Genomic DNA, 20,819 nt, shown 5'->3' with positions numbered 1-20,819 from the left:
TGCTGGTCCATACTGCTGCCGATCATCGGACCAGCACCGCCATGCAGCACCCCCATCTCATCCCTCCCACTCCGGAACGCCGCCGCTTCCTGCTGGCCTCCGGCCTTGCCACGGCCATGGGCGCGCTTCCGGCCTGGGCGCGTGCGGGCGACTCGCTGCAGCACAACCCCTTCACCCTGGGTGTCGCCAGCGGCGATCCGGAGCCCGACAACATCCTGATCTGGACCCGGCTGACCGCACCGCTCGACTACCTGGGCGGCGACATGGCGCCCGAACTCCCCCCTCAGAGCGTGCACTGGGAGGTGGCCCACGACGCCCGGTTTCGCCAACCGGTTGCCCAAGGCCAGGCTACGGCCCAGGCCGAGTGGGGGCATGCGCTGCACATCCAGGTCAACGGCCTGGCGCCGAATCGCTGGTATTTCTACCGCTTTCGCTGCGGCGATGCCTTCAGCGCCACGGGGCACTGCCGCACGGCACCGGCGCCCGGCGCCGATGTGCGCAGGCTGCGCCTGGCCTTTGCCTCCTGCCAGCGCTGGGAGCATGGCTTCTACACCGCCTGGGCCGACGCTGCGCAGGCCGCTCCGGATCTGGTGCTGTTCCTTGGCGACTACATCTATGAATATGCCCAGCCCGCCAGGGCCGAGGGACTGGCCCGCGCCCAGCCGCTGCGCACGGCACGCAGCCTGCAGGACTACCGCGACCGCTACGCGCTGCACAAGAGCGATAGCCATCTGCAGGACGCGCACGCCGCCTGCAACTGGTCGCTGATCTGGGACGACCACGAGGTCGAGAACGACTATGCAGGCCAGCAGGGTCAAGGGGATGAAACCCGCTTTCTGGCCCGGCGCATGGCGGCCTGGCAGGCGTTCTACGAAAACCTGCCGCTGCGCGCCAATGCGCTGCAGCGCAGCTTTCAGGGGCTGTCGCTGTACCGCAGCCTGCAATGGGGCCGGCTCGCGCGCCTGCACCTGCTCGACGGCCGCCAGTTCCGCGACCTCCAGGCCTGCCGCCCCCCGGGCAAGGCCAGCACGGGTTCGGTAGAGCCTCAGGAATGCCCCGCGTTGCACGACCCGGCCCGCAGCTTTCTGGGCTGGGATCAGGAGCGCTGGCTGGCCCGGCAATTGCAGGCCGATGCGGGCAGTGCCAGCGCTGCGCCGCTGTGGAGCGTGCTGGCCCAGACCACCTTGTTCTCGTCCCGCCGCTACCCCAGCGGCAAACAGGCCACCGACAGCTGGGACGGCTACCCCGAGGCCCGCCAGCGCCTGGTGCGCCAGATCGCGGAAACCCAGCCGCGCAACAGCGTGCTGCTGGGCGGAGACATTCATCAGAACTATGTCTGCGCCATTCCGGCCCAGGCCGATCAGGCCCCGGACAAAACCAATCCGGTCATCGCCAGCGAATTCTGCGGCACCTCCATCAGCTCGCACAGCGGCACCACCCAGGCCAAGGTCGACGCCATTGCGGCGCGCAACCCGCAGGTGCTTTTTGCACGCTGCGAGGAACGCGGCTACAGCCTGGTGGAGATCACACCCCAATCCATGACCACGGAGCTGCGCGCCGTGGCCGACCCGCTGCGCTCTGACAGCGGCCTCTACACGCTAGCGCGCTTTGCGGTGGAGGACCGCCGGCCCGGCCCGGTACGCATAGGCTGACCCGCCGGCCTCATTGCCGGCCAAGGCCGCATACTCACCCCATGCCGTCCTGCATCGCCCAACTCCTGCTCCCCGCTTTTTCGGCGCGCCGGCTCCTTGCCGGTCTGGCGCTCAGCGGCCTGCTCGCGGGCTGCAGCCTGCCCGTCATGCCGGAGCGCACGCCGTCCCAGGCGCTGAGCGCGGAAGCCGCTGCCCAGACGATGCTGGGCCAGGCCCTGGCGCCGCTGCAACGGGAACACCCGGGGCTGAGCGGCATCCATCCGCTGGCCGATGCCCACGATGCATTCGTCGCGCGTGCCCTGCTGGCGCGTGCCGCGCAGCGCACGCTGGATGTGCAGTACTACATCTGGCGCGACGACATCACCGGCCATCTGCTGCTCAACGAGATATTGCTGGCGGCCAACCGCGGCGTGCGCGTGCGCCTGCTGCTCGATGACGGCGGCACCTCGGGCATGGATGCGCTGCTGGCCGCACTGGACCAGCACCCGCAGATAGAGGTGCGTCTCTTCAACCCGTTTGCGTGGCGCACGCCCAAACACCTGGGCTATCTGACCGAGTTCTCGCGCACCCAGCGGCGCATGCACAACAAGGGCTTTACGGCGGACAACCTGGCCTCCATCGTCGGCGGCCGCAATATCGGCGACGAATACTTTGCCGCGACCGACGGCGTGCTGTTTGCCGATCTGGACGTGGTCGCCGTCGGCAGCGTGGTGCCGGACATAGGCCGCGATTTCGATCGCTACTGGAGCAGCCCCTCGGCCTACCCGGCGACCAGCCTGCTGCCCGCCATGCCCGACCAGGCGGTGCGCAAGACCTACGCGGGCCTGCAGGCCGATACGCTGCGCCCCGAGGCCCAGGCCTATGTCCAGGCCCTGCAGCAAAGCCGCTTCGGCCAGGACCTGCTCTCGGCTCGCCTGCCCCTGGAATGGGCGCCGACCACCCTGATCAGCGACGATCCGGCCAAGGTCTTGAACGCGGCCGCCAAAGAGGATCTGCTGGTGTCGCAGCTGCAACCCGTGATCGGCGAGCCTGCCCACTTCCTGGACCTGATCTCGCCCTATTTCGTACCCACCCAGGCCGGCGTGGACGACTTCGGCCGCCTGCGGGCCCAGGGCGTGCGGGTCCGCATCCTGACCAACAGCCTGGAAGCCACGGACGTGGCCGCCGTGCATGCGGGCTACGAAAAATATCGCCGCCCCCTGCTTGCGCTGGGGGTCGAACTCTACGAAATGCGCCGCCAGATTGATCTGCGGCCCGGTTCCGAAGCGCAGGCCGAACCGCCCTCGCCCGCGGCCCTGAAAGGCGGCAAGGGTGCGGCGGGCAGTTCCGGCGCCAGCCTGCACGCCAAGACCTTTGCCGTGGACGGGCAGCGGCTGTTCGTCGGCTCCTTCAATTTCGACCCGCGCTCGGCCAGGCTCAATACCGAGCAGGGACTGATCATCCAGCACCCGGGCCTCGCGCAGCAGGTCTCCGGGTCGCTGGACCGCTACCTGCCCATGATGGCCTACAAGCTGGGGCTGGATGCGGACGGCCGGCTGAACTGGACGGGCAGCGACCCCGACCGGCCCGGCCAGTCGCAGAGCTATGGCGCCGACCCCGGCACCGGCTGGTTCAAGCGCGCCATGGTGCGGATTCTGAGCTGGCTGCCGATAGAAGGTCTGCTCTGAACCTCAGTCCAGCCGGATCGAAGGCCGCAGCCGCGCATTCATCAGATCGATCAGCCACAGCAGCCCGCCGCGCCAGAAGCCATAGAGCCGCGCCTGGTGCGAGCGGTAGAGCATGATGTGGCTAAGCATGGCCATGCGGCCGCGGATCAGGCCGCCGTTGAACAGGCCGAATTTGCCCAGCGAGCCATAGGCGTCATAGTGGGCCAGGGACACCAGCGCGCCGAAGTCGCGGTAAGCAAAGCCCACGGCTTTGGCGCCGGGCCGCTCCAGCACATGAGGCAGGGTCTCGATCAGATAGCGCGCCTGCTGGTGGGCGACCTGGGCCGTGGGCGGCAGGGGCGCATCCTGGCCCGGCAAGGTATAGCTGGCGCAGTCGCCCAGCGCATAGATGTCGGGATCACTGGTCTGCAGCTCGTCATTGACCAGCAGCTGGTTGTTGCGCGTGGTCTGCAGACCCAGCTGCGTCAGAAACCCCGGCGCCTGTACTCCAGCGGCCCAGACGCGCAAGCTGGCGGAAATCAGTTCGCCATTGGCCAGCTCAAAGCCCTGCTCGGTGGCGCGGCTGACACGCCCGCCCACTATGACCGACACGCCCAGCGCCTGCAGCCGCACCCTGGTGGCCTCCGAGATTTCCTCGGGAAAGCTGGGCAGCAGGCGCGGCCCGGCCTCGATCAGCACGATGCGGAACTTGGCAGCCTCGCCCAGCGCCCCATAAGCATGGGCACTTTCGGCAAGCTGGACCAGCTCGGCCGCCAGTTCCACGCCCGTGGCTCCGCCGCCCACGATCGCGACCTGCAGCTGCTCGCCGCTGGTCATGCAGCGCACCATGCTCAGGCGAATCTCCTGGTTGAAGGCATCGGCCTTGCGCCGCGAGTCGATCATGAAGCAGTGTTCATGCACGCCGGGCGTGCCGAAGTCGTTGGCCCCGCTGCCCACGGCAATGACCAGCTTGTCATAGGGCAGGCGGCGGCCCGCGACCAGCTCGCGGCCATCGGGGGCGTGGATAGGGGCCAACAGTATCTCGCGCGCCTCGCGGTCCAGGCCGCACATCTCTCCGGGCTGGTAGGCGAAGTCGGCATCCGTGGCCTGGGCCAGATAGGTGGTCTGCTGCTGGGCCAGGTCCCGCGTGCCGGCCGCAATCGTATGCAGCATGGGCTTCCAGACATGGGCCGAATCGCTGTCCACCAGCGTCACGGTCTCTATGCCGTCGCTCTTGAGCTTGCCCAGAGCCGTTGCCACCTCCAGCCCGGCCACGCCGCCGCCCACCACCACGATGCGTGCCGCGTGGCCTCCCTGAGGTTTGACCATGGGCGCTGCGCCCTCCGTGTTCTGCACCTGCGCTCTGCCCTGCTCCGTCTGATTGCCTGCGTTTTCCATGCACATCCCTGCCTGTATCTGCCTTGATTCAACGCCAGCGCGGCCCATCGCCGCCTGGCTCACCCATTGTTTTTCAACTTTGATAGCAAGAAACTCAATAGGGACATAGATAAAACACCTGATATATATCTTTTATAAGACTTAGCAGCCTCGACGCCCGCGGCGCGCCTCGCTGCTTGGCCGGCTCTACTCCCATCCGGCCAGAGCCATTGGGCTGCAAGCGGGTTGCGCTATCAGATTCGCTAGCAGCTTGCAGATTGCCAACCTCAAATCGGCAGTGACCGGCGCGGCCTTGTGTCAGCCGGGGCGAAATCCGTGCCTTAAATACTGCAATTGGCGTTTGTCAATATACGAAACGTATACCGAAGTATGATGCGTGCCCATGGGAATCGTCAAAATTTCAGACCGGCTGCATGACCAGATCCGGCTCTCCAGCGCGGCCCTGGGCCGCTCCATCAACGCCCAGGCCGAGCACTGGCTGCGTGTGGGCCAGTTGGCCGAACATCACCCGCAACTCAATTACGCAGACATCTGCGCCCTGCTGCTCAAGGAGGCGGAGCGCGAGCTGCAGCCCGCCGCCAGCCAGGAGGCCGAGACCTTGCGTCGCCCACGCCCCGTACGCCTGGTCGGAGGTCTGCAATGAAGCGCGGCAAGCAGAAGGCCGTGCCCATCCACGACGCCAGCGACATCTTTCTCTCGCGCAAGGCCGGCAGCCTGGCGGCCAAGGTGCTGGCCATGCTCACCCCGCATGTCCAGCCCGGCGTGAGCACCGAGCATCTGGACCAGCTGTGCCACGACTACATCGTCGACGAGCTGAAATGCACGCCGACCAATGTGGGCTACTACGGTTTTCCCAAGACCGTGTGCACCTCCATCAACCATGTGGTCTGCCACGGCATCCCCGATGCCAAGCAAATCCTCAAGGACGGCGACATCGTCAACGTGGACGTGGCCGTGACCACGCCCGAGGGCTGGATAGGCGACACCAGTCGCATGTACTACGTGGGCCAGCCCAGCAATCTGGCCAGGCGCCTGACCAACACCACCTATGAAGCCATGGTGGCCGGCATCCACGCCGTGAAGCCCGGCGCCACCTTGGGCGATGTGGGCCATGCGATTCAGAGCGTGGCCCAGCGCGAGCGCTTTTCCGTGGTGCGCGAATACTGTGGCCACGGCATAGGCAAGGTCTACCACGACGAGCCCCAGGTGCTGCACTACGGCACGCCCGGCCAGGGCCTGCTGCTGCAGCCCGGCATGATCTTCACCATCGAGCCCATGCTCAATGCGGGCAAGGCCGCCACGCGCGAACTGCCGGACGGCTGGACCGTGATCACCAACGACAAGTCGCTCTCCGCTCAATGGGAACATATGGTGCTGGTGACCGAGACCGGCTTCGAGGTGCTGACGCCCTGGCCCGAAGGCACGGGCGAATACCCGGCCATCTAGCCTCTCAAGCAGCCTGGACACAGCGCCGCCGCTAGATATTCGGCGGCATATCCTGGGGCTGGGGCGGAACCTCGCCCGGCGGTACATCCTGCGGCTCATCCACGGGCTCGGGAACACCGGGCGGCCGTGCGCTCAACTGCGGCATCGAAGCGTCCTCCATGGAAGCGGAACCCAGGTCCAATGTGCGCCAGCTGATCCGGCCTTGGCAAGCGACAGGCCACGGTCCCGCAAGGGTTTGGGAAGCGCATGCAGACCTGCCCGCGCCGCCGCACTACATTTGCCTGCCATGACGAATTTTGTATATCTGGGCCTGGCCATCGTGGCCGAGGTCATCGCCACTTCCTTTCTCGCCAAGGCCGCGGGCTTTACGCGGCTGGCGCCCACGGCAATCGCCATTGCCGGTTATACGGTGGCGTTTTACTTCCTGTCACTCACGCTGCGCACCATCCCCACGGGCGTGGCCTATGCCATCTGGTCGGGCGTGGGCATCGTGCTGGTCTCCGCAGTGGCCTATTTCTGGCAGGGCCAGAAGCTGGACTGGGCCGCCGTCATCGGCATGGGACTGATCATTGCGGGCGTGCTGGTGATCAATCTGTTCTCAAAGACCGCAGGTCACTGATAGGTCCCGTCCGCGGCCGGCAGCGTCAAATCCTCCAGCCAGCGCATGCTGGCGCGCAGTTCCTCGGGCCGGATCTCATGCGCGCCCGGATACTCGTGATAGGTCAGCTGCAGCGGCAGCGCCCGCAGCCTGTCGCGCACCGCATGGGCGCTGGTCAGCGGAATCACATTGTCGTAAGTGCCGTGGCTGATCCAGGCGGCCTTGCCCGCAAAAGCCGATGCAGGTGCATGGAGCGCGGCGATTTCGGGCAGCAGGCGGCTGTGCCAGACCAAGGCCGCGCGCAGGCTCTGCGGCTGGGTCAGCAACTGGCTCAGGCTCATGATGCCGCCCTGGCTGAAGCCGCCGAGCACCACGCGCTCGGCCGGAATGCCCAGCTGCCGCGCGGCGCTGGCCACGCTCTGCTGGACCAGGGCGCGCGCCTGCTCCTCCTGGGGGACGTTGATATGGCGCGTGCCGTCCGCCTCCACCGTGAACTGGAACCAGGCGTAGGCGCCATGCCCCATGGTGAAGGGCGCGCGCAGGCTCAGCACATGGAACTGCGGCGGCACATGGGGCGCCAGGCCGAACAGATCCTGCTCATTGCTGCCCACGCCATGCATCAACACCAGCAGCCAGGCCTCCTGCCCGGCTGCAGGCCGGGCGGGACGCGCGAGAAAAGTCAAAGGCAAAGAGATCATGAAACACTCCGAATGCTGAATCTGCGGAATCTCGATGCTTCCAGTCTAGAACGCTTTTACGTCAAGCGCTTGACGCTATCAATTCCATTAGAGCTCGAGCACAGGCCCGGGCGTCGCCTCAGTCCCTGACCCTGGCGCGCAAGGCCTTGACATCGGAGCGCACGCTCTTGCCCTTCAAGCGTCTTTGCTGGGAACCCCAGGTGGGCTTGGTGGCCTTGCGCGGGCGCGGCGGCCGAGCCACGGAAGCGACCAGCGCGTTGAGGCGCTGCAAGCCATCCCAGAGGTTGTGCTCCTGCGTGCGGTACTTCTGCGCCTTGATGACCACCACGCCGTCCGCGGTGATGCGCGAATCGCCCAGCGCCAGCAGGCGTTGCTGCACTTCCTCGGGCAGACGCGAGGCCCGGATATCGAAGCGCAGATGCACGGCGCTGGCCACTTTGTTCACGTTCTGGCCGCCTGGCCCCTGGGAGCGAACCGCGGTCCATTGCACGTCGGCCTCGGTCAATTCAAGCGCTGTCGTCATGGCCAGGCCTGCTGCAGCGCCGCGCAGAATGCGCCCGGGTCTTCGTGCTGCACCCAATGGCCCGCGCCCTCTATCACCTGCCAGTGCAGACGGCCATGGCATTGACGCTGCAGCAGCGTCTGCAGTTCGGCCAGCCGGCCGGTGTAGAGCGGATCATGTGCACCATAGATCGCGGCTACCGGCGCCTTCACCCGGGTCAGGGCCTGGGCCAGGATATCGGTCTGCGACAACCGCCTGCGCGGCAGGCGGTCTCGCGCCACATTGATGGCGTGCAGCGCCAGCGTTTCCTCGTCGATCAGCTTCGGGTCGTGCAGCATGAGGGCCGCGAGGTTGTAGCGATGAGCCTGCATCTGCGCCTCAAGCCCGGGCAGGTGGCGCCAGCCCTTGAGGCGCACCGCGCGCCCCGCGGTCATGCCCATGCCCGGGGCACCGACCAGCAGCAGGCGGCGCGCCAGCTCCGGACGGGCGGCGGCCAGCAGGCCCGCCGCCATGCCGCCAAAGGAAAAACCCGCCAGATCGCATACCGGTCCGGCTGCGGCGCTGCCCAGCAGTTGCTCCAAGCCATAGGCCAGAGGCTCCAGCATGGTATCCACATCCGTGCCGCCGGGCACGGCGGCGGACTCGCCAAAGCCCGGCAGATCGGCGAGCCAAAGGCTGAAACCGGCGCTGGCCAGGGGTTCGATCACGCGCAGCCAGTGCGTCCAGCTGCCGCTGCCGCCATGCAGCAGCACCAGCGGCAGATCCCGCCGAACCACGCCGGGCGGCGGCTGCCAGCCATGCCAGACCATGGAGGCGCTATCCGCAGCCGGACCCAGACGGGTCTGCACCCGCTGGGCGCGGCCCAGCAGCTCGGCCATGGAGCTCGGCAAAGCCAGGCCCTGCTCCCTGGCCGCATACCTCAGAGACAGCGGCGCATCGCCGGCAATCACCACTGCGCCACCGCGTCGATGGCAAAGCCATAGCCTGCCACGCCAAAGCCGCACATCACGGCGCGTGCGGCCGCGGACAGATAGGAGTGGTGACGGAAGCTCTCGCGTGCATGGACATTGCTGATATGCAACTCCACCATGGGCACTGCCGTGCCCTTGACCGCATCCAGGATGGCCACGCTGGTATGGGTATAGGCGGCGGCGTTGAGGATCAGGGCGGCCAGCTCGCCCTGGGCATGCCTGCGGCCGGCCTCATGTATCCAGTCCACGAGTTCACCCTCATGGTTGCTTTGGCGGAACTCCAGCGCCAGACCATGCCTGGCGCAGGCCGCCTCACACAGTTTTCTCACATCTTCCAGGGTCGCCGAGCCGTAGATCGCAGGTTCGCGCATGCCCAGCAGATTGAGATTGGGGCCATTGAGGACGTAGACGGTTTTCACGGACGGAATCTCCTGGTTCTAGGGGTACCCTGGATTATGCGAGCCGCAAAAGCGCAATCCGGCCATAAAAAAACGGCTGCCTCGGCAGCCGTTGCTGGATTGCGCGCGGATTACCAGCGGCCATATCCATGGTGATGGTGCCAGCGCGGGCCGCCGCGGTAGTAGACCGGGCCCGGAACCACCATCACGGGAGCGGGACGATAGACGGGCGGAGCGTAATACACGGGAGCCGGTGCGTAATACACGGGACGGGGCGGCGCCACATAGACCGGAGCGGGTGCGTAATACGGGGCCGCATACACGGGAGCCCCCACGGCCACACCCGGCACGCCAATGCCCACAGACAGGCTGACACCGCCATGGGCCTGGGCAGCCACGGCACCCATCAGGCCGGCCGCGACCACGGCGCCGGTCGCCAGCAGCTTTGCAATACGGGGCGAAGTTGACTTGAACATCACAATCTCTCCTCTGTTTCTGAGTCATCACGGGCAGAGCTGTCAGATCCAGCTGAGCTATCGGCCCTAAGGTTATAACGGCTGAGACACCGCCTGGGATGGCATGGTTCCCCAAAAACTTTGTGTCCAAATGCACACCCGGGCCTGCGGCACCATGTGCGGGCACGCCGAGGTCACGGCAGCATGCCTAAAATGGCGCTATGAGTTCTGCTGACGCATCCCAACACTCCAACACCGCTGCCGAAGCGGTCAAGCCCACCAATTTCCTGCGCCAGATCATCGAATCGGATCTGGACAAGGGCACTTACGCCCAGCGCCACTGGGGCGGCAATCCCGGCGACGCCCAGCACCACCAGAGCGGCCAGATGGACGAAGCCAAGATCCGCACCCGCTTTCCGCCCGAGCCCAACGGTTATCTGCACGTGGGCCACGCCAAGTCCATCTGCCTGAACTTCGGTCTGGCGCGCGACTTCGGCGGCGTCTGCCATCTGCGCTTTGACGATACCAATCCGGAAAAGGAAGACCAGGAATATGTGGACAGCATCATCGATGCCGTCAAGTGGCTGGGCTTTGACTGGAAGGATGCCGACGGGCACGAGAATCTGTACTTCGCCAGCAATTACTTCGATTTCATGCACCGCTGCGCGGTCTACCTGATCGAACAGGGCCTGGCCTATGTGGACGAGCAGTCGGCCGACGAGATGAAGGCCAACCGTGGCGACTTCACCCGTCCCGGCGTGAACAGCCCGTTCCGCGACCGCTCGGCGGCCGAGAACCTGCAGCGCTTTGCCGACATGAAGGACGGCAAGCTGGCCGACGGCGCCGCCGTGCTGCGCGCCAAGATCGACATGAGCGCGCCCAATATCAACCTGCGCGACCCGGCCATCTACCGCGTGCGCCATGCCGAGCACCACAACACCGGCAACCAGTGGTGCATCTACCCGATGTACACCTTCGCGCACCCCATCGAGGACGCGTACGAGCACATCACCCACTCCATCTGCACACTGGAGTTCGAGGACCAGCGGCCGTTCTACGACTGGCTGCTCGACCATCTGCGCGCTGGCGGTCTGATCGACGCGCCCCAACCGCGCCAGTACGAGTTCTCTCGGCTAAACCTGACCTATGTGATCACCAGCAAGCGCAAGCTCAAGCATCTGGTGGACAACCAGCTCGTTGCCGGCTGGGACGATCCCCGCATGCCCACCGTGGTCGGCCTGCGCCGCCGCGGCTACACGCCGGCTTCCATCCGCAATTTCTGCGAGCGCATCGGCGTGACCAAGGATTACGCCTGGATCGACTACGGCACGCTGGACGGCTGCCTGCGCGAGGACCTGGAAAACCAGGCCCACCGCGCCATGGTGGTGCTGGACCCGCTCAAGCTGGAGCTCTCCAATTGGGCCGAGGTCTTCGGTGGCGCAGACCACCTGGAGCAATGCGCTCTGCCGGCCCTGCCCCACCACGCCGATGGTGAAGCAGTGCCCGAGCGCCATTTCACGCTGGGCCGTGAGGTCTGGATAGAGCGCGAGGACTTTGCCGAAGTGCCGCCCAAGGGCTACAAGCGCCTGTTCCCCGGCAACAAGGTACGCCTCAAGGGCGGTTATGTGATCGAGTGCACGGGTTGCGAGAAGGATGCCGACGGCAACATCACCAAGGTGCTGGCCACCGTGGTGCCCGACACCAAGAGCGGCACGCCCGGCGCCGACAGCGTCAAGGTCAAGGCCGCCATCACCTGGGTGGGCGTGGCCGACGGCCTCCAGGCCGAGGTGCGCCTCTATGACCGCCTGTTCAGCGACCCGCAGCCCGATGCCGGCGGCAAGGACTTCCTGACCCTGCTGAACCCCGACAGCCTGAAGGTCGTGACGGCCTATGTGGAGCCGTCGCTGAAGGCCGCCAAGCCCGATGACAAATACCAGTTCGAGCGCTTTGGCTATTTCGTGGCCGATCGCCAGGACCATGCGGGCGACAAGCCCGTGTTCAACAAAATCACCGGTCTGAAGGACTCGTGGGGTAAATAAGCCCGCCACACGCATTTAGCCCAGGCTGCCAATGGAAACATTGGCAGCTTTTTTATTGGCTGCAAGCCTTCCCCAGCGAACCTAATCCGAATCCGAATAGGCAAACAGAATTAAGAAAACAGATTGATACATTTAAATCCAGTATCGGCTTTCAATTCCCCAGGTTGAAGAACCCGATACTTCTAGTTAACTCCCATATATTTCTGCGTGACTCGAGAATCTCGAGCTTTTCTTTCTACAATCCCGCTCACCCAATCCGCTATCGTGCAACGATAGGCAGCGGTTCCAAATATTTTTATCAATCATCTAGGGAAAAAATGAACAAGAAAGTGGGTATAGTTATTGCGGCGGCAGCCGTGGTCGTAGTGGCAGGTGCTCTGGGCACCAGTTATTACATGGGTGGCAAACTGCAGCAGGGCTTTACCGAGGGAGCTGCCAAATGGAGCCAGGATGGGCTGAAGGTGCAGATCACCAGTTATGAGCGCGGCGCGTTCTCCTCCACGGCCAAGACGGTGTGGACGCTGGAGCGGGGGGACGAGCCCTTGCAGTTCACCGCCGAGCACCAGATCAGCCACGGCCCCCTGCCCCTGGGCCATGCGGCCGAGATCCACACCCGCTTCAATCTGCCCGACGATACCGATGCCGCCATCAAGACCGCGCTCAATGGCCGCTCGCCTCTGGAAGTGGAGACCAAACTCGGCTGGGGCCGCAGCAGCTCCAACGTCATGACTTCGCCCGCGATTAGCGCCAAGGTCAATGACAGCGATATGCAATGGGGCGGCATGAAAATCGAGTGGAATATGCCCGCCGATATGAAGGCCGCCAAGGGTACGGCCAATTTTGCGGCCCTGCAGTTCAAGGATGAAGAAGGCAGTTTCAGCATGGACAAGGCCAATATGCGCTTTGACGTGAAACAGCCCGCAGGCCAGCAGTTCTGGACCGGCCCGTTTGCGATGACGATTGCCAAGCTTGAGACCCGCAAACAGGAAGAAGATAAAGCCTCGACCTCCAGTTTCGAAGGCATCAGCATGGATTCCGACACGGTCCTCAAGGGCGATGTGGTGGAGATGATTTTCAAGAGCGGCATCAAGAGCGCCAAGCTCGACGACAAAAAAGCCGACGATCTGGCACTGGACATGGCTTTCCGCAACGTGGATGCAGGCTGGATCAATCAGGTCATGGAAATGGCCAAGCGCCAGAGCCCGCTGAATGCAGCCAAGGACGGCGATGAAGCCGAGGATGGCGAGGATGGCGCCGCGGGCCACGACCTGCGCGGCAAACTGACCAAGAGCGTGGCCCAGGCCCTGGCGCGCAAGCCTTCCATCGAAATCACGCGCCTGTCCATGCGCACGCCCGAAGGCGTGAGCGAATTCGGCGCCGCCGTGGAATACCTGGGCGACGGCGAGAACATGAGCCGCCTGCTCAAGGACGTCAAGGTCAGCCTCAAGGCCCAGTTGCCCCAGCCCGTGCTGGACAGCTTCATGCTGTCGCGCAAGCGCCGCAATCTGATCGCCAATCTGGAGGACGAGAACGACTACCCGGCCGAGGAGGTCGAGGCCGCCGCCAAAGCCCAGGCCCAGTCCAGCCTGGACAATCTGAAGGCGCAAGGCGTCTTCGAGGACAAGGGCGGCATGCTCAGCACCTTGATCGTCTATGCCAACGGCGAATTCCAGGTCAATGGCAAGCCGCTGGACCAGCTGGGCTCGGCCACTCTGATGGGCGAGGCACTGGAATAAGCCCCGGCAGACCGGCCAGCCTGCGGCGTGGCCGTGCTGAACCTGACCCGGCTCAACATCGCCCGCACTCTTGGCTCGAAGCCCAGGCATGGCCTGGGCTTTTTGCTATCAAAGCTGCGAGCCTGGCTTTCTTCTTTTGCTTACAAGCAGCTGTCAACGGCAAGTCCATGATGACGTTGAGATAGTAGAGGGCTACAGCCCAAGGAGAGTCAGATGTCGCATTCCCCCGCCAACCGGCAAGGCCTTGGTCGCCAGGCCGGCAGGCCCTGGCAGCTTGCCGCCACCACCTGCGCCGCGCTTTTGCTGCTGAGCGCCTGCAACGACAAGGACACTCCGGCCACGAGCGCCGCCCCCTCCGCGGCCCCGGTGAATCCCGCGGGCAGCACGGCAATACCGCCCGCGTCCTACACCCCGCCTTCGGCCGAGGTGCTCTACCAGATGGTTGCGCCCATTGCGCTCTACCCCGACAAGCTGGTGGCCCAGATTCTGGCCGGTGCCACCTACCCCGACCAGATCGGCGCCGCCGAAACCTGGCTGGGACAGAACCCCGGTCTGCAGAAGACGGCGCTGACCAACGCCGTCAACGCCCAGAACTGGGACCCCTCTGTCAAGTCGCTGACCCAGTTTCCCAATGTGCTGGAGCAGATGGCGTCCAACCTACCCTGGACCACGGCCCTAGGCAAGGCCTACTACAACGATCCATCGGACGTGATGAATGCCATACAGGTCATGCGCAACCGGGCCTACAAGGCCGGCTCGCTCAAGACCTCCAAGCAGCTCAGGGTGAACGTGGCCTCCACGCCCAGCGCCGTGGCCTATACGCCGGGCGCCATGGTCACGCCGCTGCCCGAGTCCGTCATCGAGCCACCCGAGCAATACATAGAGATTGCACCCTCCCAGATGGACACCGTCTATGTTCCCCAGTACGACCCCGGCGTGGTCTATGGTGAGCCGCTGCCCGTATACGACGGCTACCAATATGTGGAAGTGCCGCCCCCGGTTGCCGTGGCCGGCGTGCCCGTGGTTGCGGGCCTGCTGGGCTTTGGCGCCGGCATCGTACTGGCCGAATCCATGGACAGGCATCCGTCCTGGGGCTGGAATTCATGGAATATGCACTGGGGCGATCCCGACAGGCGCTGGCACCATGGCGACCGCCCCCCGCCACCGCAGGCCCGCCCGGCCGTGGTCTACAACAACACCACCTATGTCTCGCAGTCGCGCACCGTGGTGCAGAACATCCGCCGCACGGACAATGTGACCAATGTCTATGAAAACGGCGGCCCGCCCTCGCATGGGGCGCCCCCCATGCAGCCTCAGGCCGCGGGGGCTTTCGCTGCGCCGCACGGCCCGCAGGCCGGTAGCCTGGCCGCAGGTGCGGCCGGAGCCGCCGTGGGTGCAGCGGCGCTGATGGCCGGCCGCCACGCCTTGAGCCAGGGACAGGGACAGGGACAGGGGCAGCGGCCGACGCCCAGCCCTTTGACCGCGGTACCGCAGGGGCGATCGGGCTTTGCTCAGGGCCAGTCGCCCGCAGCTCCCGTCACCCAGAACCGGGGGCTGGCGGCCATGCCCGCGGGCACGGCCCATGGGCCCAATGCCTTGATGCAGCGCGGCCCGGCCGGGCCTGGGCTGGCCGCGCCTGGTCTGGCTGGACCCGGCCACCCGCCTCAGGCAGCGCAGGCCGGCCTGATGGAAAAAGCTCAGCAGTCGCGGGGCCAGGAACAGGCTCAGCGCCAGCAGCTGATGCAGCAGCAACGCGCACAGGAGCAGGCCCAACACCAGCAACTGCTGCAGCAGCAGACCCAGGCGCGCGAACAGCAGCAGCATCAACAACAGATCCAGGTGCAGCAACAACGCGCTCAGGAACAGGCCCAACACCAGCAGCTGATGCAGCAGCAGGCCCGCGAACAGCAGCAGGCTCAGATGCAACAGCAGCAACGGGCTCAGGAGCAAGCCCAGCACCAGCAACTGATGCAACAGCAACAAAGGGCCCAGGAACAGGCCCAGCGCCAGCAGTTGATGCAGCAGCAGGCCCAGGCGCGCGAACAGCAGCAGCGCCAACAGCAGGCACAGATGCAAGCGCAGATGCAGGCTCAGCAACGCGCCGCCCAGCAGGCGGCCCAGCAGCAGGCTCAGCGCCAGGCCATGCAGCAGCAGGAACAGCAAAGAGCCCAGATCCGCGCCCAGCAGCAACAGGCCGAACAACAGGCACGCATGCAGATGATGCAGGCCCGTCAGGCCGCGCCAGCGCACCCCGAAGCCCGCCCGCATGGAGAGCAGGGCCGGCGCGAGAACCGCTGAAACCTGGCCCGCCCAATGGGCCCGAACCGCCTGCAGAAATCCTGCAGGCGGCTCTTGTCGCGGCAAAGGTATAAACAGGCTTGCACCCCACTCCCAACTCGTCCTGTCCAGCCTGCATGTACAAGCCCAGCCATTTCAACGTCGACGACCCCGCCGCCCTGCATGCCCTGATCCAGGCCCACCCTCTGGGCTGTCTGGTCACGCAATCCGAAGCGGGCCTGGATGCCAACCACCTGCCTTTCGAGCTGCTGCAGGATGAAGGCGGCCCGCTGCGCCTGCTCGCCCATGTGGCACGCGCCAACCCAGTTTGGCAGCAGTTGGCCGACGGCAGCCCGGTGCTGGTGGTCTTCCGTGCCGAGCAGGCCTATATCTCCCCCAACTGGTATCCCAGCAAGCACCAAAGCCATGAGCAGGTGCCGACCTGGAATTACCGCGTGGTCCATGCACATGGTCGCCTCAGCATTCGCGACGACGAAAAATTCGTGCGCGGCGTGGTGGGCAGGCTCACCCGGCGGCACGAGGCCCGTGCCAGCGAACTGGCCGGCAACGAGTTCGCTGCGTGGAAGATGAGCGATGCTGCCCCACCCTATCTGCAGAAGATACTGAGCGCCATCGTGGGACTGGAGATCGCGGTGGAGCGGCTCGAAGGCAAGTTCAAGCTCAGCCAGAACAAGCAACCCGAAGACCGGCTGGCCTTGGCTCAGACTCTTGATGCTGTGGGCCGGGCCGACATGGCCGGCGAGATCCGGAAGTTCGAGCCGGGCAGCCCTGGGCGCTGAGGCAGACAGCGCCGGCAGCCATCCGCCCTGAAGCCATCAATGCAGCAAACCGGCCAGGAAATCGCTGGCGCGGTTGAAGCGGTAGCGCTCATAGGCCCGCTGCCTATAGGTCAGCACCGTGGCCGGCTTGATGGCCAGCGCGCTCGCGATCTCGGCCGCGCTGTCGCCCAGCAGGGTCAGCGTCACGATCTGGCGTTCACGCACCGTCAGCTGGGGGAACGAGCGCTGCAAGCGCCCCTGCAGCACCTGCCGGGCATCCCGCTCGACGGAAGTGGGCAGAGGCTCTGGCTGCGCCGCGCTGCGCGCATGCAGGCTCAGCGCCGCCATCGCGACCTGGCCCAGCGACCAGAGCTGGCCCGCGGAATCCCCATGGGCATGGAGGCCGCGGTAAAAGCTCAGCACCATGAGTCGGCCGGGCTCCTGCCAGCCAAAGCTCACCTTGTCCAGGAAACCCGGCTGGTCGAAGCACAGTTCGCGATATTCGCCCTGAGGGATATCGGCCGCGCGCACGCGGCGGCTGAAGCCGAAAGCCTTGTCGCGCCTGGAGCCCGCGAGCAGCGGGTCGCGCGCATGAAAACGCTTTGCATATTCGCCGGTGCGCTCGGCAATGCCTCTGCGCTCGCCCGAGGCCAGCAGGGTGCAGACATCGCCCTTGTCGGTATCGACCTGGTAGGCAAACACCTCGTCGACACAGTCGAACTGCCGCGCCGTGCCCAGCAGCACCGAGGCAAAATGCGGCGTGGCAGCGGCCTCTATCAACGCCTGCCCCAGGCTGGGGCTGACGAAGGCCGGTGGGGAAGAGCTGGCTGCCATGGCGGGTCTCGCTTTGAAGATGGCCGCAATGCACGCTGTCTCCTGCGCTTATCGCTATTCACGGCCTTTTTGAATATTCGCTAGAGAATAGCGCATCGCCGCCTGCCCGGCCCATGGCATCCCATGCGGCCGGGCAGGCATTTTCAGCCCGCGGCCGGGGCCGGCCTGGCGCGCGCCAGCTCTATGGCGCTCAGCACCACCTCGCTATCGCCAATGTGATTGGCCAGCGCGAGGATCAGCCGCGCACAGACCTTGAGGCTTTGCGCCTCGTCCAGACCTTCGTGCATCTGCAGCAGCTGCTGGTACACATCGTCCACATGGTCCAGGTTGGGCTTGCGAATCAGCTCACTCATTGCTGCACTCCTTTGGCGCGTGCCATGCTGGCCTGCACCTGGTCCGCGGCCACCGGCTCCCGCCAGCGCGCCGCCACATAGTGATCGGGGCGGATCAGATAGCCGCAGCCCGGTGCCAGCGCATAGCGCTGCTCGAGCAGGCCCGTGTCCCGCGCGCCGAGCACGGCGATGTCGAGCAGTTCCACATCGCCGGGCAGGTCCTGGGTCCAGCCGTTGGCCAGCAGCACAAAGCGGCCGCCCAGGCGCGGCAGCAGCCAGTGCCCGGCCAGCGGCGCATCGACCGCGGGCGAGCCCGGCGCCACGCCGCCCACCCAGCGCTGGGCGTCGGCCGTGTTGAGCCGGCTGTGCGGATAGTGGATGGCCGTGGACAGACGTCCCGAGTTCACAAAAGGCCGCGCGAAGGCCTCGGTTTGCGCGAGCTCCAGCACCGCGTCGCGGAAGGCCTTGCTGGCCGTGGTCTTGGGCGTGAGGAAGTCCGTGGAGCGCGTGGAGTTGAGGATGTTCTCATCGGCCGTGGCGATGGCTTCCTCGTTATAGCTCTCCAGCAGCGCCTGCCCCGCCTCGCCGCGCAGTATCAGATCCAGCTTCCAGCCCAGGTTGTCGATGTCGGCAAAGCCGCCGTTGCAGCCGCGTGCGCCAAACGGCGAGACCAGGTGCGCGCTGTCGCCCGCAAACAGTACCCGGCCGTGGACGAAGCGGCTCATGCGCCGGCACTGGAAGGTGTAGATGCTGTACCACTCTTCGGTGAACTGCACGTCCGGGCCCAGCATGGCGCGCACATAGCGCTCCACGTTCTCGGGCTTGACGCAGGCCTCGCGGTCTATGTTCCAGCCCAGTTGGAAGTCCAGACGCCAGACGTCGTCGGGCTGGCGGTGCATGAGCGCCGACTGGCCGGGGTTGAACGGCGGATCGAACCAGAACCAGCGCTCGGCCGGACGCTCCTCGTGCATGCGGATGTCGGCGATCAGGAAGTTCTCCTCGAACACCCGGCCGTCGAAGTCCAGGCCCATGAGATTGCGCACCGTGGACTTGCTGCCGTCGCAGGCGATCAGCCAGTCGGTGTGCAGCGGGTAGCGCGTCTCGCCGGCCAGTATCTCCAGCTCCGCATGGCCGGGCAGGTTGCGCACGGCCTCGACCTGCTGGCCCAGGCACAGCTCCACATTGGGCAGGCTCTGGAGCGCAGCCAGCAGCGCTTCCTCGACATAGTACTGCTGCAGATTGATGAAGCCCGGATATTGCTGGTCCTTGACGGGCAGCATGTCGAACTGGTAGACCGGCTCCTCGCGGTCGCCCCAGAACACCTTGCCCACATTCCAGGTCACGCCCTTGTGCAGCAGCTCCTGGCCCAGGCCCAGGCGGTCCAGGATGTCCAGCGAGCGCTTGGAAAAGCAGATGGCCTTGGAGCCGCCGGGAATGAAGTCGAACTTGCTGATGACCACCACCCGGTGGCCGCGCCGCCCCAGGTCCAGCGCCATGGCCAGGCCCACGGGGCCGGCCCCCACCACCACGACCGGCACATGCTCTGCCGTGGCCGCCGCGGGCGCGGCCTTGGCGCCTATCTGGCGCCAGACCGGGATGCCGCGGTGATGGGTGGTGGGCTGCGGGGCCAATCCTGCACTCAGGTTTGCTGTATTGGCCATGCTCGTCACCCCTGCAGCTGAGCCCACACCTGCTGGTCGCGCTCGGCGGTCCAGATGCGCGGCCAGTCTATGCCGTCGAACTCGTCCCACAGGCGCTGCACGTCGAACGGCAGGCAGTGCTCGAAGATCGGCCAGCGGCCGAACTTGGGTGCCAGCGCCGCATGCGTGGCCTCGAAGGCCTCTTTCAGCGTGCCGCCGCGCCGGTGCACGGCACCCACGTTCGCGATCATGCCGCTCAGGAATTCGCGCGTCTGTTCGATGGCCGCGTCGGTGGCGGCCGTGCCCTTGGCCACAGCGCCGCGCCCGCCGATCAGGTTTTCGGCGCGGTAGCGCTTGAGGTTGTCCAGGGTCTTGCCGGCCCATTCCATGTGGAAGGCGTCGCCGGTGTAGAGCGCCGCTTCGGCCTCGACCAGATCGCCCGCAAACAGGGTCTTGGTCTTGTCGTGCCAGACCACGATGTCGCCGGCCGTGTGGCCGCGGCCTTCGAAGCGCAGCTCGAGCTTGCCGCGGCTGCCGCCGAGCTCGATTTCGTAGTGGCTCTCGAAGGTCTGGGTGGGCCAGGTCAGGCCCGGAATGCCTTCGGGCTCCTTGAACAAGCGCGGCATGCGGCCGTATTCGCTGTCCCAGTCCTGCTGGCCGCGCTCTTCGATGAGCCGGCGCGTGGTTTCGCTGGCGACGATGTGCTCGGCCTCGAAGGCCGAGGCGCCCAGCACGCGCACCGCGTGGTAGTGGGTCAGGATCAGGTATTTGACGGGCTTTTGCGTGTGCTCGCGCAGCTTCTGCAGCCAGTCGCGGGCGGCCGCCGGGGTGGCGCGCGCCTCGATGGCGACGATGAAGTCCTCGCCCTCGAAGGCGCCCACATTGGGGTCGCCTTCGGCCGTGAGCGCATACACGCCGTCGGCCAGGACTTCCAGGGTTTCTTTCTTTGCAGCCGTGTCGGCCGACGATGCAAAAGGCTTTGCCATGATCCGTAGGTTTCCTAAAAAGTCACATCGACGCCAAAGCCGCTGAACGCTATGGTGTTCATAGCATCAACTCTTGCGTCTGCCATATGTGCGCAGTCTCGCGAAACCCCAAACCGATGTCTGTCCATAGACCTATGGACATCTGCCATCAAATCATTTTTCTCCCTCTGAGGCACATCAAGGCACCCGGAAAATCAAGGGTATATACCTACGGTCTTTTTTCATGCACCCCAGAGCGGATCAGGCCCATGCCGGGAACAAGCAAGACCTTTCCAAACGCTCTTCGCCGCACGGCAGCGGCCTGCATGCAGGCCAAAAACAAAAAAGCCACCCGCGTAAGCGGATGGCTTTGCTGAATCTGGCGGAGTGGACGGGACTCGAACCCGCGACCCCCGGCGTGACAGGCCGGTATTCTAACCAACTGAACTACCA

Annotated in this window: 19 protein-coding genes; 9 read left to right on the top strand and 10 right to left on the bottom strand. The window is 65.5% G+C overall.

The window, feature by feature from the left end:
* Positions 1-41: 41 nt before the first annotated feature.
* Positions 42-1,652, top strand: coding sequence for an alkaline phosphatase D family protein (locus tag AB6724_RS09855; protein ID WP_369338348.1), 1,611 nt, complete (start codon positions 42-44; stop codon positions 1,650-1,652).
* Positions 1,653-1,693: 41 nt separating this feature from the next.
* Complete coding sequence (locus AB6724_RS09850; protein WP_369338347.1) at positions 1,694-3,319, top strand: phospholipase D family protein; 1,626 nt, start codon at positions 1,694-1,696, stop codon at positions 3,317-3,319.
* Positions 3,320-3,322: 3 nt separating this feature from the next.
* Here AB6724_RS09850 and AB6724_RS09845 read toward each other — a convergent pair whose 3' ends face one another.
* On the bottom strand, positions 3,323-4,696 hold the full coding sequence (locus AB6724_RS09845) for an NAD(P)/FAD-dependent oxidoreductase (protein WP_369338346.1): 1,374 nt from the start codon (positions 4,694-4,696) through the stop codon (positions 3,323-3,325).
* Positions 4,697-5,078: 382 nt separating this feature from the next.
* Between AB6724_RS09845 and AB6724_RS09840 the strand changes: the two genes are divergently transcribed.
* The 3 genes from AB6724_RS09840 to AB6724_RS09830 all read left to right on the top strand — a co-directional run bounded on the left by AB6724_RS09840 (position 5,079) and on the right by AB6724_RS09830 (position 6,761).
* Entirely contained in the window at positions 5,079-5,339 is a 261-nt protein-coding gene (locus AB6724_RS09840) for a ParD-like family protein (protein WP_369338345.1), read from the top strand.
* A complete protein-coding gene (gene map, locus AB6724_RS09835; protein ID WP_369338344.1) occupies positions 5,336-6,142 on the top strand; it encodes a type I methionyl aminopeptidase in 807 nt (268 codons plus the stop codon). Before AB6724_RS09840 ends, map begins: the two co-directional genes overlap by 4 nt.
* Before the next feature lie 286 nt (positions 6,143-6,428).
* Entirely contained in the window at positions 6,429-6,761 is a 333-nt protein-coding gene (locus AB6724_RS09830) for an SMR family transporter (RefSeq protein WP_369338343.1), read from the top strand.
* Here the strand turns inward: AB6724_RS09830 and AB6724_RS09825 are convergent.
* The 5 genes from AB6724_RS09825 to AB6724_RS09805 all read right to left on the bottom strand — a co-directional run bounded on the left by AB6724_RS09825 (position 6,755) and on the right by AB6724_RS09805 (position 9,785).
* A complete protein-coding gene (locus tag AB6724_RS09825; protein WP_369338342.1) occupies positions 6,755-7,438 on the bottom strand; it encodes an alpha/beta hydrolase in 684 nt (227 codons plus the stop codon). The genes AB6724_RS09830 and AB6724_RS09825 overlap by 7 nt on opposite strands.
* A 118-nt stretch (positions 7,439-7,556) precedes the next feature.
* Positions 7,557-7,961 carry an alternative ribosome rescue aminoacyl-tRNA hydrolase ArfB gene (arfB, locus tag AB6724_RS09820; protein ID WP_369338341.1) on the bottom strand — a complete coding sequence of 135 codons (405 nt, stop codon included), beginning with the start codon at positions 7,959-7,961 and terminating at the stop codon, positions 7,557-7,559.
* Positions 7,958-8,836 (bottom strand): alpha/beta fold hydrolase, encoded by an 879-nt coding sequence (locus AB6724_RS09815; protein ID WP_439329854.1) that lies wholly within the window; start codon positions 8,834-8,836, stop codon positions 7,958-7,960. The genes arfB and AB6724_RS09815 overlap by 4 nt, the downstream gene beginning before the upstream one ends.
* 50 nt (positions 8,837-8,886) lie before the next feature.
* Complete coding sequence (gene aroQ, locus AB6724_RS09810; protein WP_369338340.1) at positions 8,887-9,330, bottom strand: type II 3-dehydroquinate dehydratase; 444 nt, start codon at positions 9,328-9,330, stop codon at positions 8,887-8,889.
* A 110-nt stretch (positions 9,331-9,440) separates the two neighbouring features.
* The gene (locus tag AB6724_RS09805) at positions 9,441-9,785 is read right to left on the bottom strand and encodes a hypothetical protein (protein WP_439329851.1); all 345 of its coding nucleotides are present in this window, start codon (positions 9,783-9,785) and stop codon (positions 9,441-9,443) included.
* A gap of 200 nt (positions 9,786-9,985) precedes the next feature.
* Here AB6724_RS09805 and AB6724_RS09800 point away from each other — a divergent pair, with 200 nt between their 5' ends.
* The 4 genes from AB6724_RS09800 (at position 9,986) to AB6724_RS09785 (ending at position 16,616) form a co-directional block, all read left to right on the top strand.
* Entirely contained in the window at positions 9,986-11,803 is a 1,818-nt protein-coding gene (locus AB6724_RS09800) for a glutamine--tRNA ligase/YqeY domain fusion protein (protein WP_369338339.1), read from the top strand.
* A 317-nt stretch (positions 11,804-12,120) separates the two neighbouring features.
* Positions 12,121-13,539: a YdgA family protein gene (locus AB6724_RS09795; RefSeq protein ID WP_369338338.1), complete on the top strand. Its 1,419-nt coding sequence runs from the start codon at positions 12,121-12,123 to the stop codon at positions 13,537-13,539.
* Between the two features lie 213 nt (positions 13,540-13,752).
* Positions 13,753-15,837, top strand: coding sequence for a DUF3300 domain-containing protein (locus AB6724_RS09790; protein WP_369338337.1), 2,085 nt, complete (start codon positions 13,753-13,755; stop codon positions 15,835-15,837).
* 116 nt (positions 15,838-15,953) lie between these two features.
* The gene (locus AB6724_RS09785; RefSeq protein ID WP_369338336.1) at positions 15,954-16,616 is read left to right on the top strand and encodes an FMN-binding negative transcriptional regulator; all 663 of its coding nucleotides are present in this window, start codon (positions 15,954-15,956) and stop codon (positions 16,614-16,616) included.
* A gap of 36 nt (positions 16,617-16,652) precedes the next feature.
* Here the strand turns inward: AB6724_RS09785 and AB6724_RS09780 are convergent, their stop codons facing one another.
* The 4 genes from AB6724_RS09780 to AB6724_RS09765 all read right to left on the bottom strand — a co-directional run bounded on the left by AB6724_RS09780 (position 16,653) and on the right by AB6724_RS09765 (position 20,387).
* Positions 16,653-17,429, bottom strand: a complete 777-nt coding sequence (locus AB6724_RS09780; RefSeq protein ID WP_369338335.1) for a helix-turn-helix transcriptional regulator — start codon at positions 17,427-17,429, stop codon at positions 16,653-16,655.
* A gap of 143 nt (positions 17,430-17,572) precedes the next feature.
* The gene (locus tag AB6724_RS09775; RefSeq protein ID WP_369338334.1) at positions 17,573-17,782 is read right to left on the bottom strand and encodes a DUF2783 domain-containing protein; all 210 of its coding nucleotides are present in this window, start codon (positions 17,780-17,782) and stop codon (positions 17,573-17,575) included.
* Positions 17,779-19,422, bottom strand: coding sequence for an FAD-dependent oxidoreductase (locus AB6724_RS09770; RefSeq protein WP_369338333.1), 1,644 nt, complete (start codon positions 19,420-19,422; stop codon positions 17,779-17,781). The genes AB6724_RS09775 and AB6724_RS09770 overlap by 4 nt, the downstream gene beginning before the upstream one ends.
* Positions 19,423-19,427: 5 nt before the next feature.
* Positions 19,428-20,387 (bottom strand): MBL fold metallo-hydrolase, encoded by a 960-nt coding sequence (locus AB6724_RS09765; RefSeq protein ID WP_369338332.1) that lies wholly within the window; start codon positions 20,385-20,387, stop codon positions 19,428-19,430.
* Between the last annotated feature and the right edge of the window lie 432 nt (positions 20,388-20,819).

The organism is Comamonas guangdongensis, from assembly GCF_041079535.1.
In the GTDB taxonomy this organism is placed as follows: Bacteria; Pseudomonadota; Gammaproteobacteria; order Burkholderiales; family Burkholderiaceae_C; genus Comamonas; species Comamonas guangdongensis.
This window is presented reverse-complemented; position numbering and strand designations above follow the sequence as displayed.

Coding starts and splice junctions, on each gene's coding strand:
- AB6724_RS09855 (WP_369338348.1), top strand. CDS start 42: ATGCAGCACCCCCATCTCATCCCTCCCACTCCGGAACGCCGCCGCTTC.
- AB6724_RS09850 (WP_369338347.1), top strand. CDS start 1,694: ATGCCGTCCTGCATCGCCCAACTCCTGCTCCCCGCTTTTTCGGCGCGC.
- AB6724_RS09845 (WP_369338346.1), bottom strand. CDS start 4,696: ATGGAAAACGCAGGCAATCAGACGGAGCAGGGCAGAGCGCAGGTGCAG.
- AB6724_RS09840 (WP_369338345.1), top strand. CDS start 5,079: ATGGGAATCGTCAAAATTTCAGACCGGCTGCATGACCAGATCCGGCTC.
- map (WP_369338344.1), top strand. CDS start 5,336: ATGAAGCGCGGCAAGCAGAAGGCCGTGCCCATCCACGACGCCAGCGAC.
- AB6724_RS09830 (WP_369338343.1), top strand. CDS start 6,429: ATGACGAATTTTGTATATCTGGGCCTGGCCATCGTGGCCGAGGTCATC.
- AB6724_RS09825 (WP_369338342.1), bottom strand. CDS start 7,438: ATGATCTCTTTGCCTTTGACTTTTCTCGCGCGTCCCGCCCGGCCTGCA.
- arfB (WP_369338341.1), bottom strand. CDS start 7,961: ATGACGACAGCGCTTGAATTGACCGAGGCCGACGTGCAATGGACCGCG.
- AB6724_RS09805 (WP_439329851.1), bottom strand. CDS start 9,785: ATGTTCAAGTCAACTTCGCCCCGTATTGCAAAGCTGCTGGCGACCGGC.
- AB6724_RS09800 (WP_369338339.1), top strand. CDS start 9,986: ATGAGTTCTGCTGACGCATCCCAACACTCCAACACCGCTGCCGAAGCG.
- AB6724_RS09795 (WP_369338338.1), top strand. CDS start 12,121: ATGAACAAGAAAGTGGGTATAGTTATTGCGGCGGCAGCCGTGGTCGTA.
- AB6724_RS09790 (WP_369338337.1), top strand. CDS start 13,753: ATGTCGCATTCCCCCGCCAACCGGCAAGGCCTTGGTCGCCAGGCCGGC.
- AB6724_RS09785 (WP_369338336.1), top strand. CDS start 15,954: ATGTACAAGCCCAGCCATTTCAACGTCGACGACCCCGCCGCCCTGCAT.
- AB6724_RS09780 (WP_369338335.1), bottom strand. CDS start 17,429: ATGGCAGCCAGCTCTTCCCCACCGGCCTTCGTCAGCCCCAGCCTGGGG.
- AB6724_RS09775 (WP_369338334.1), bottom strand. CDS start 17,782: ATGAGTGAGCTGATTCGCAAGCCCAACCTGGACCATGTGGACGATGTG.
- AB6724_RS09770 (WP_369338333.1), bottom strand. CDS start 19,422: ATGGCCAATACAGCAAACCTGAGTGCAGGATTGGCCCCGCAGCCCACC.
- AB6724_RS09765 (WP_369338332.1), bottom strand. CDS start 20,387: ATGGCAAAGCCTTTTGCATCGTCGGCCGACACGGCTGCAAAGAAAGAA.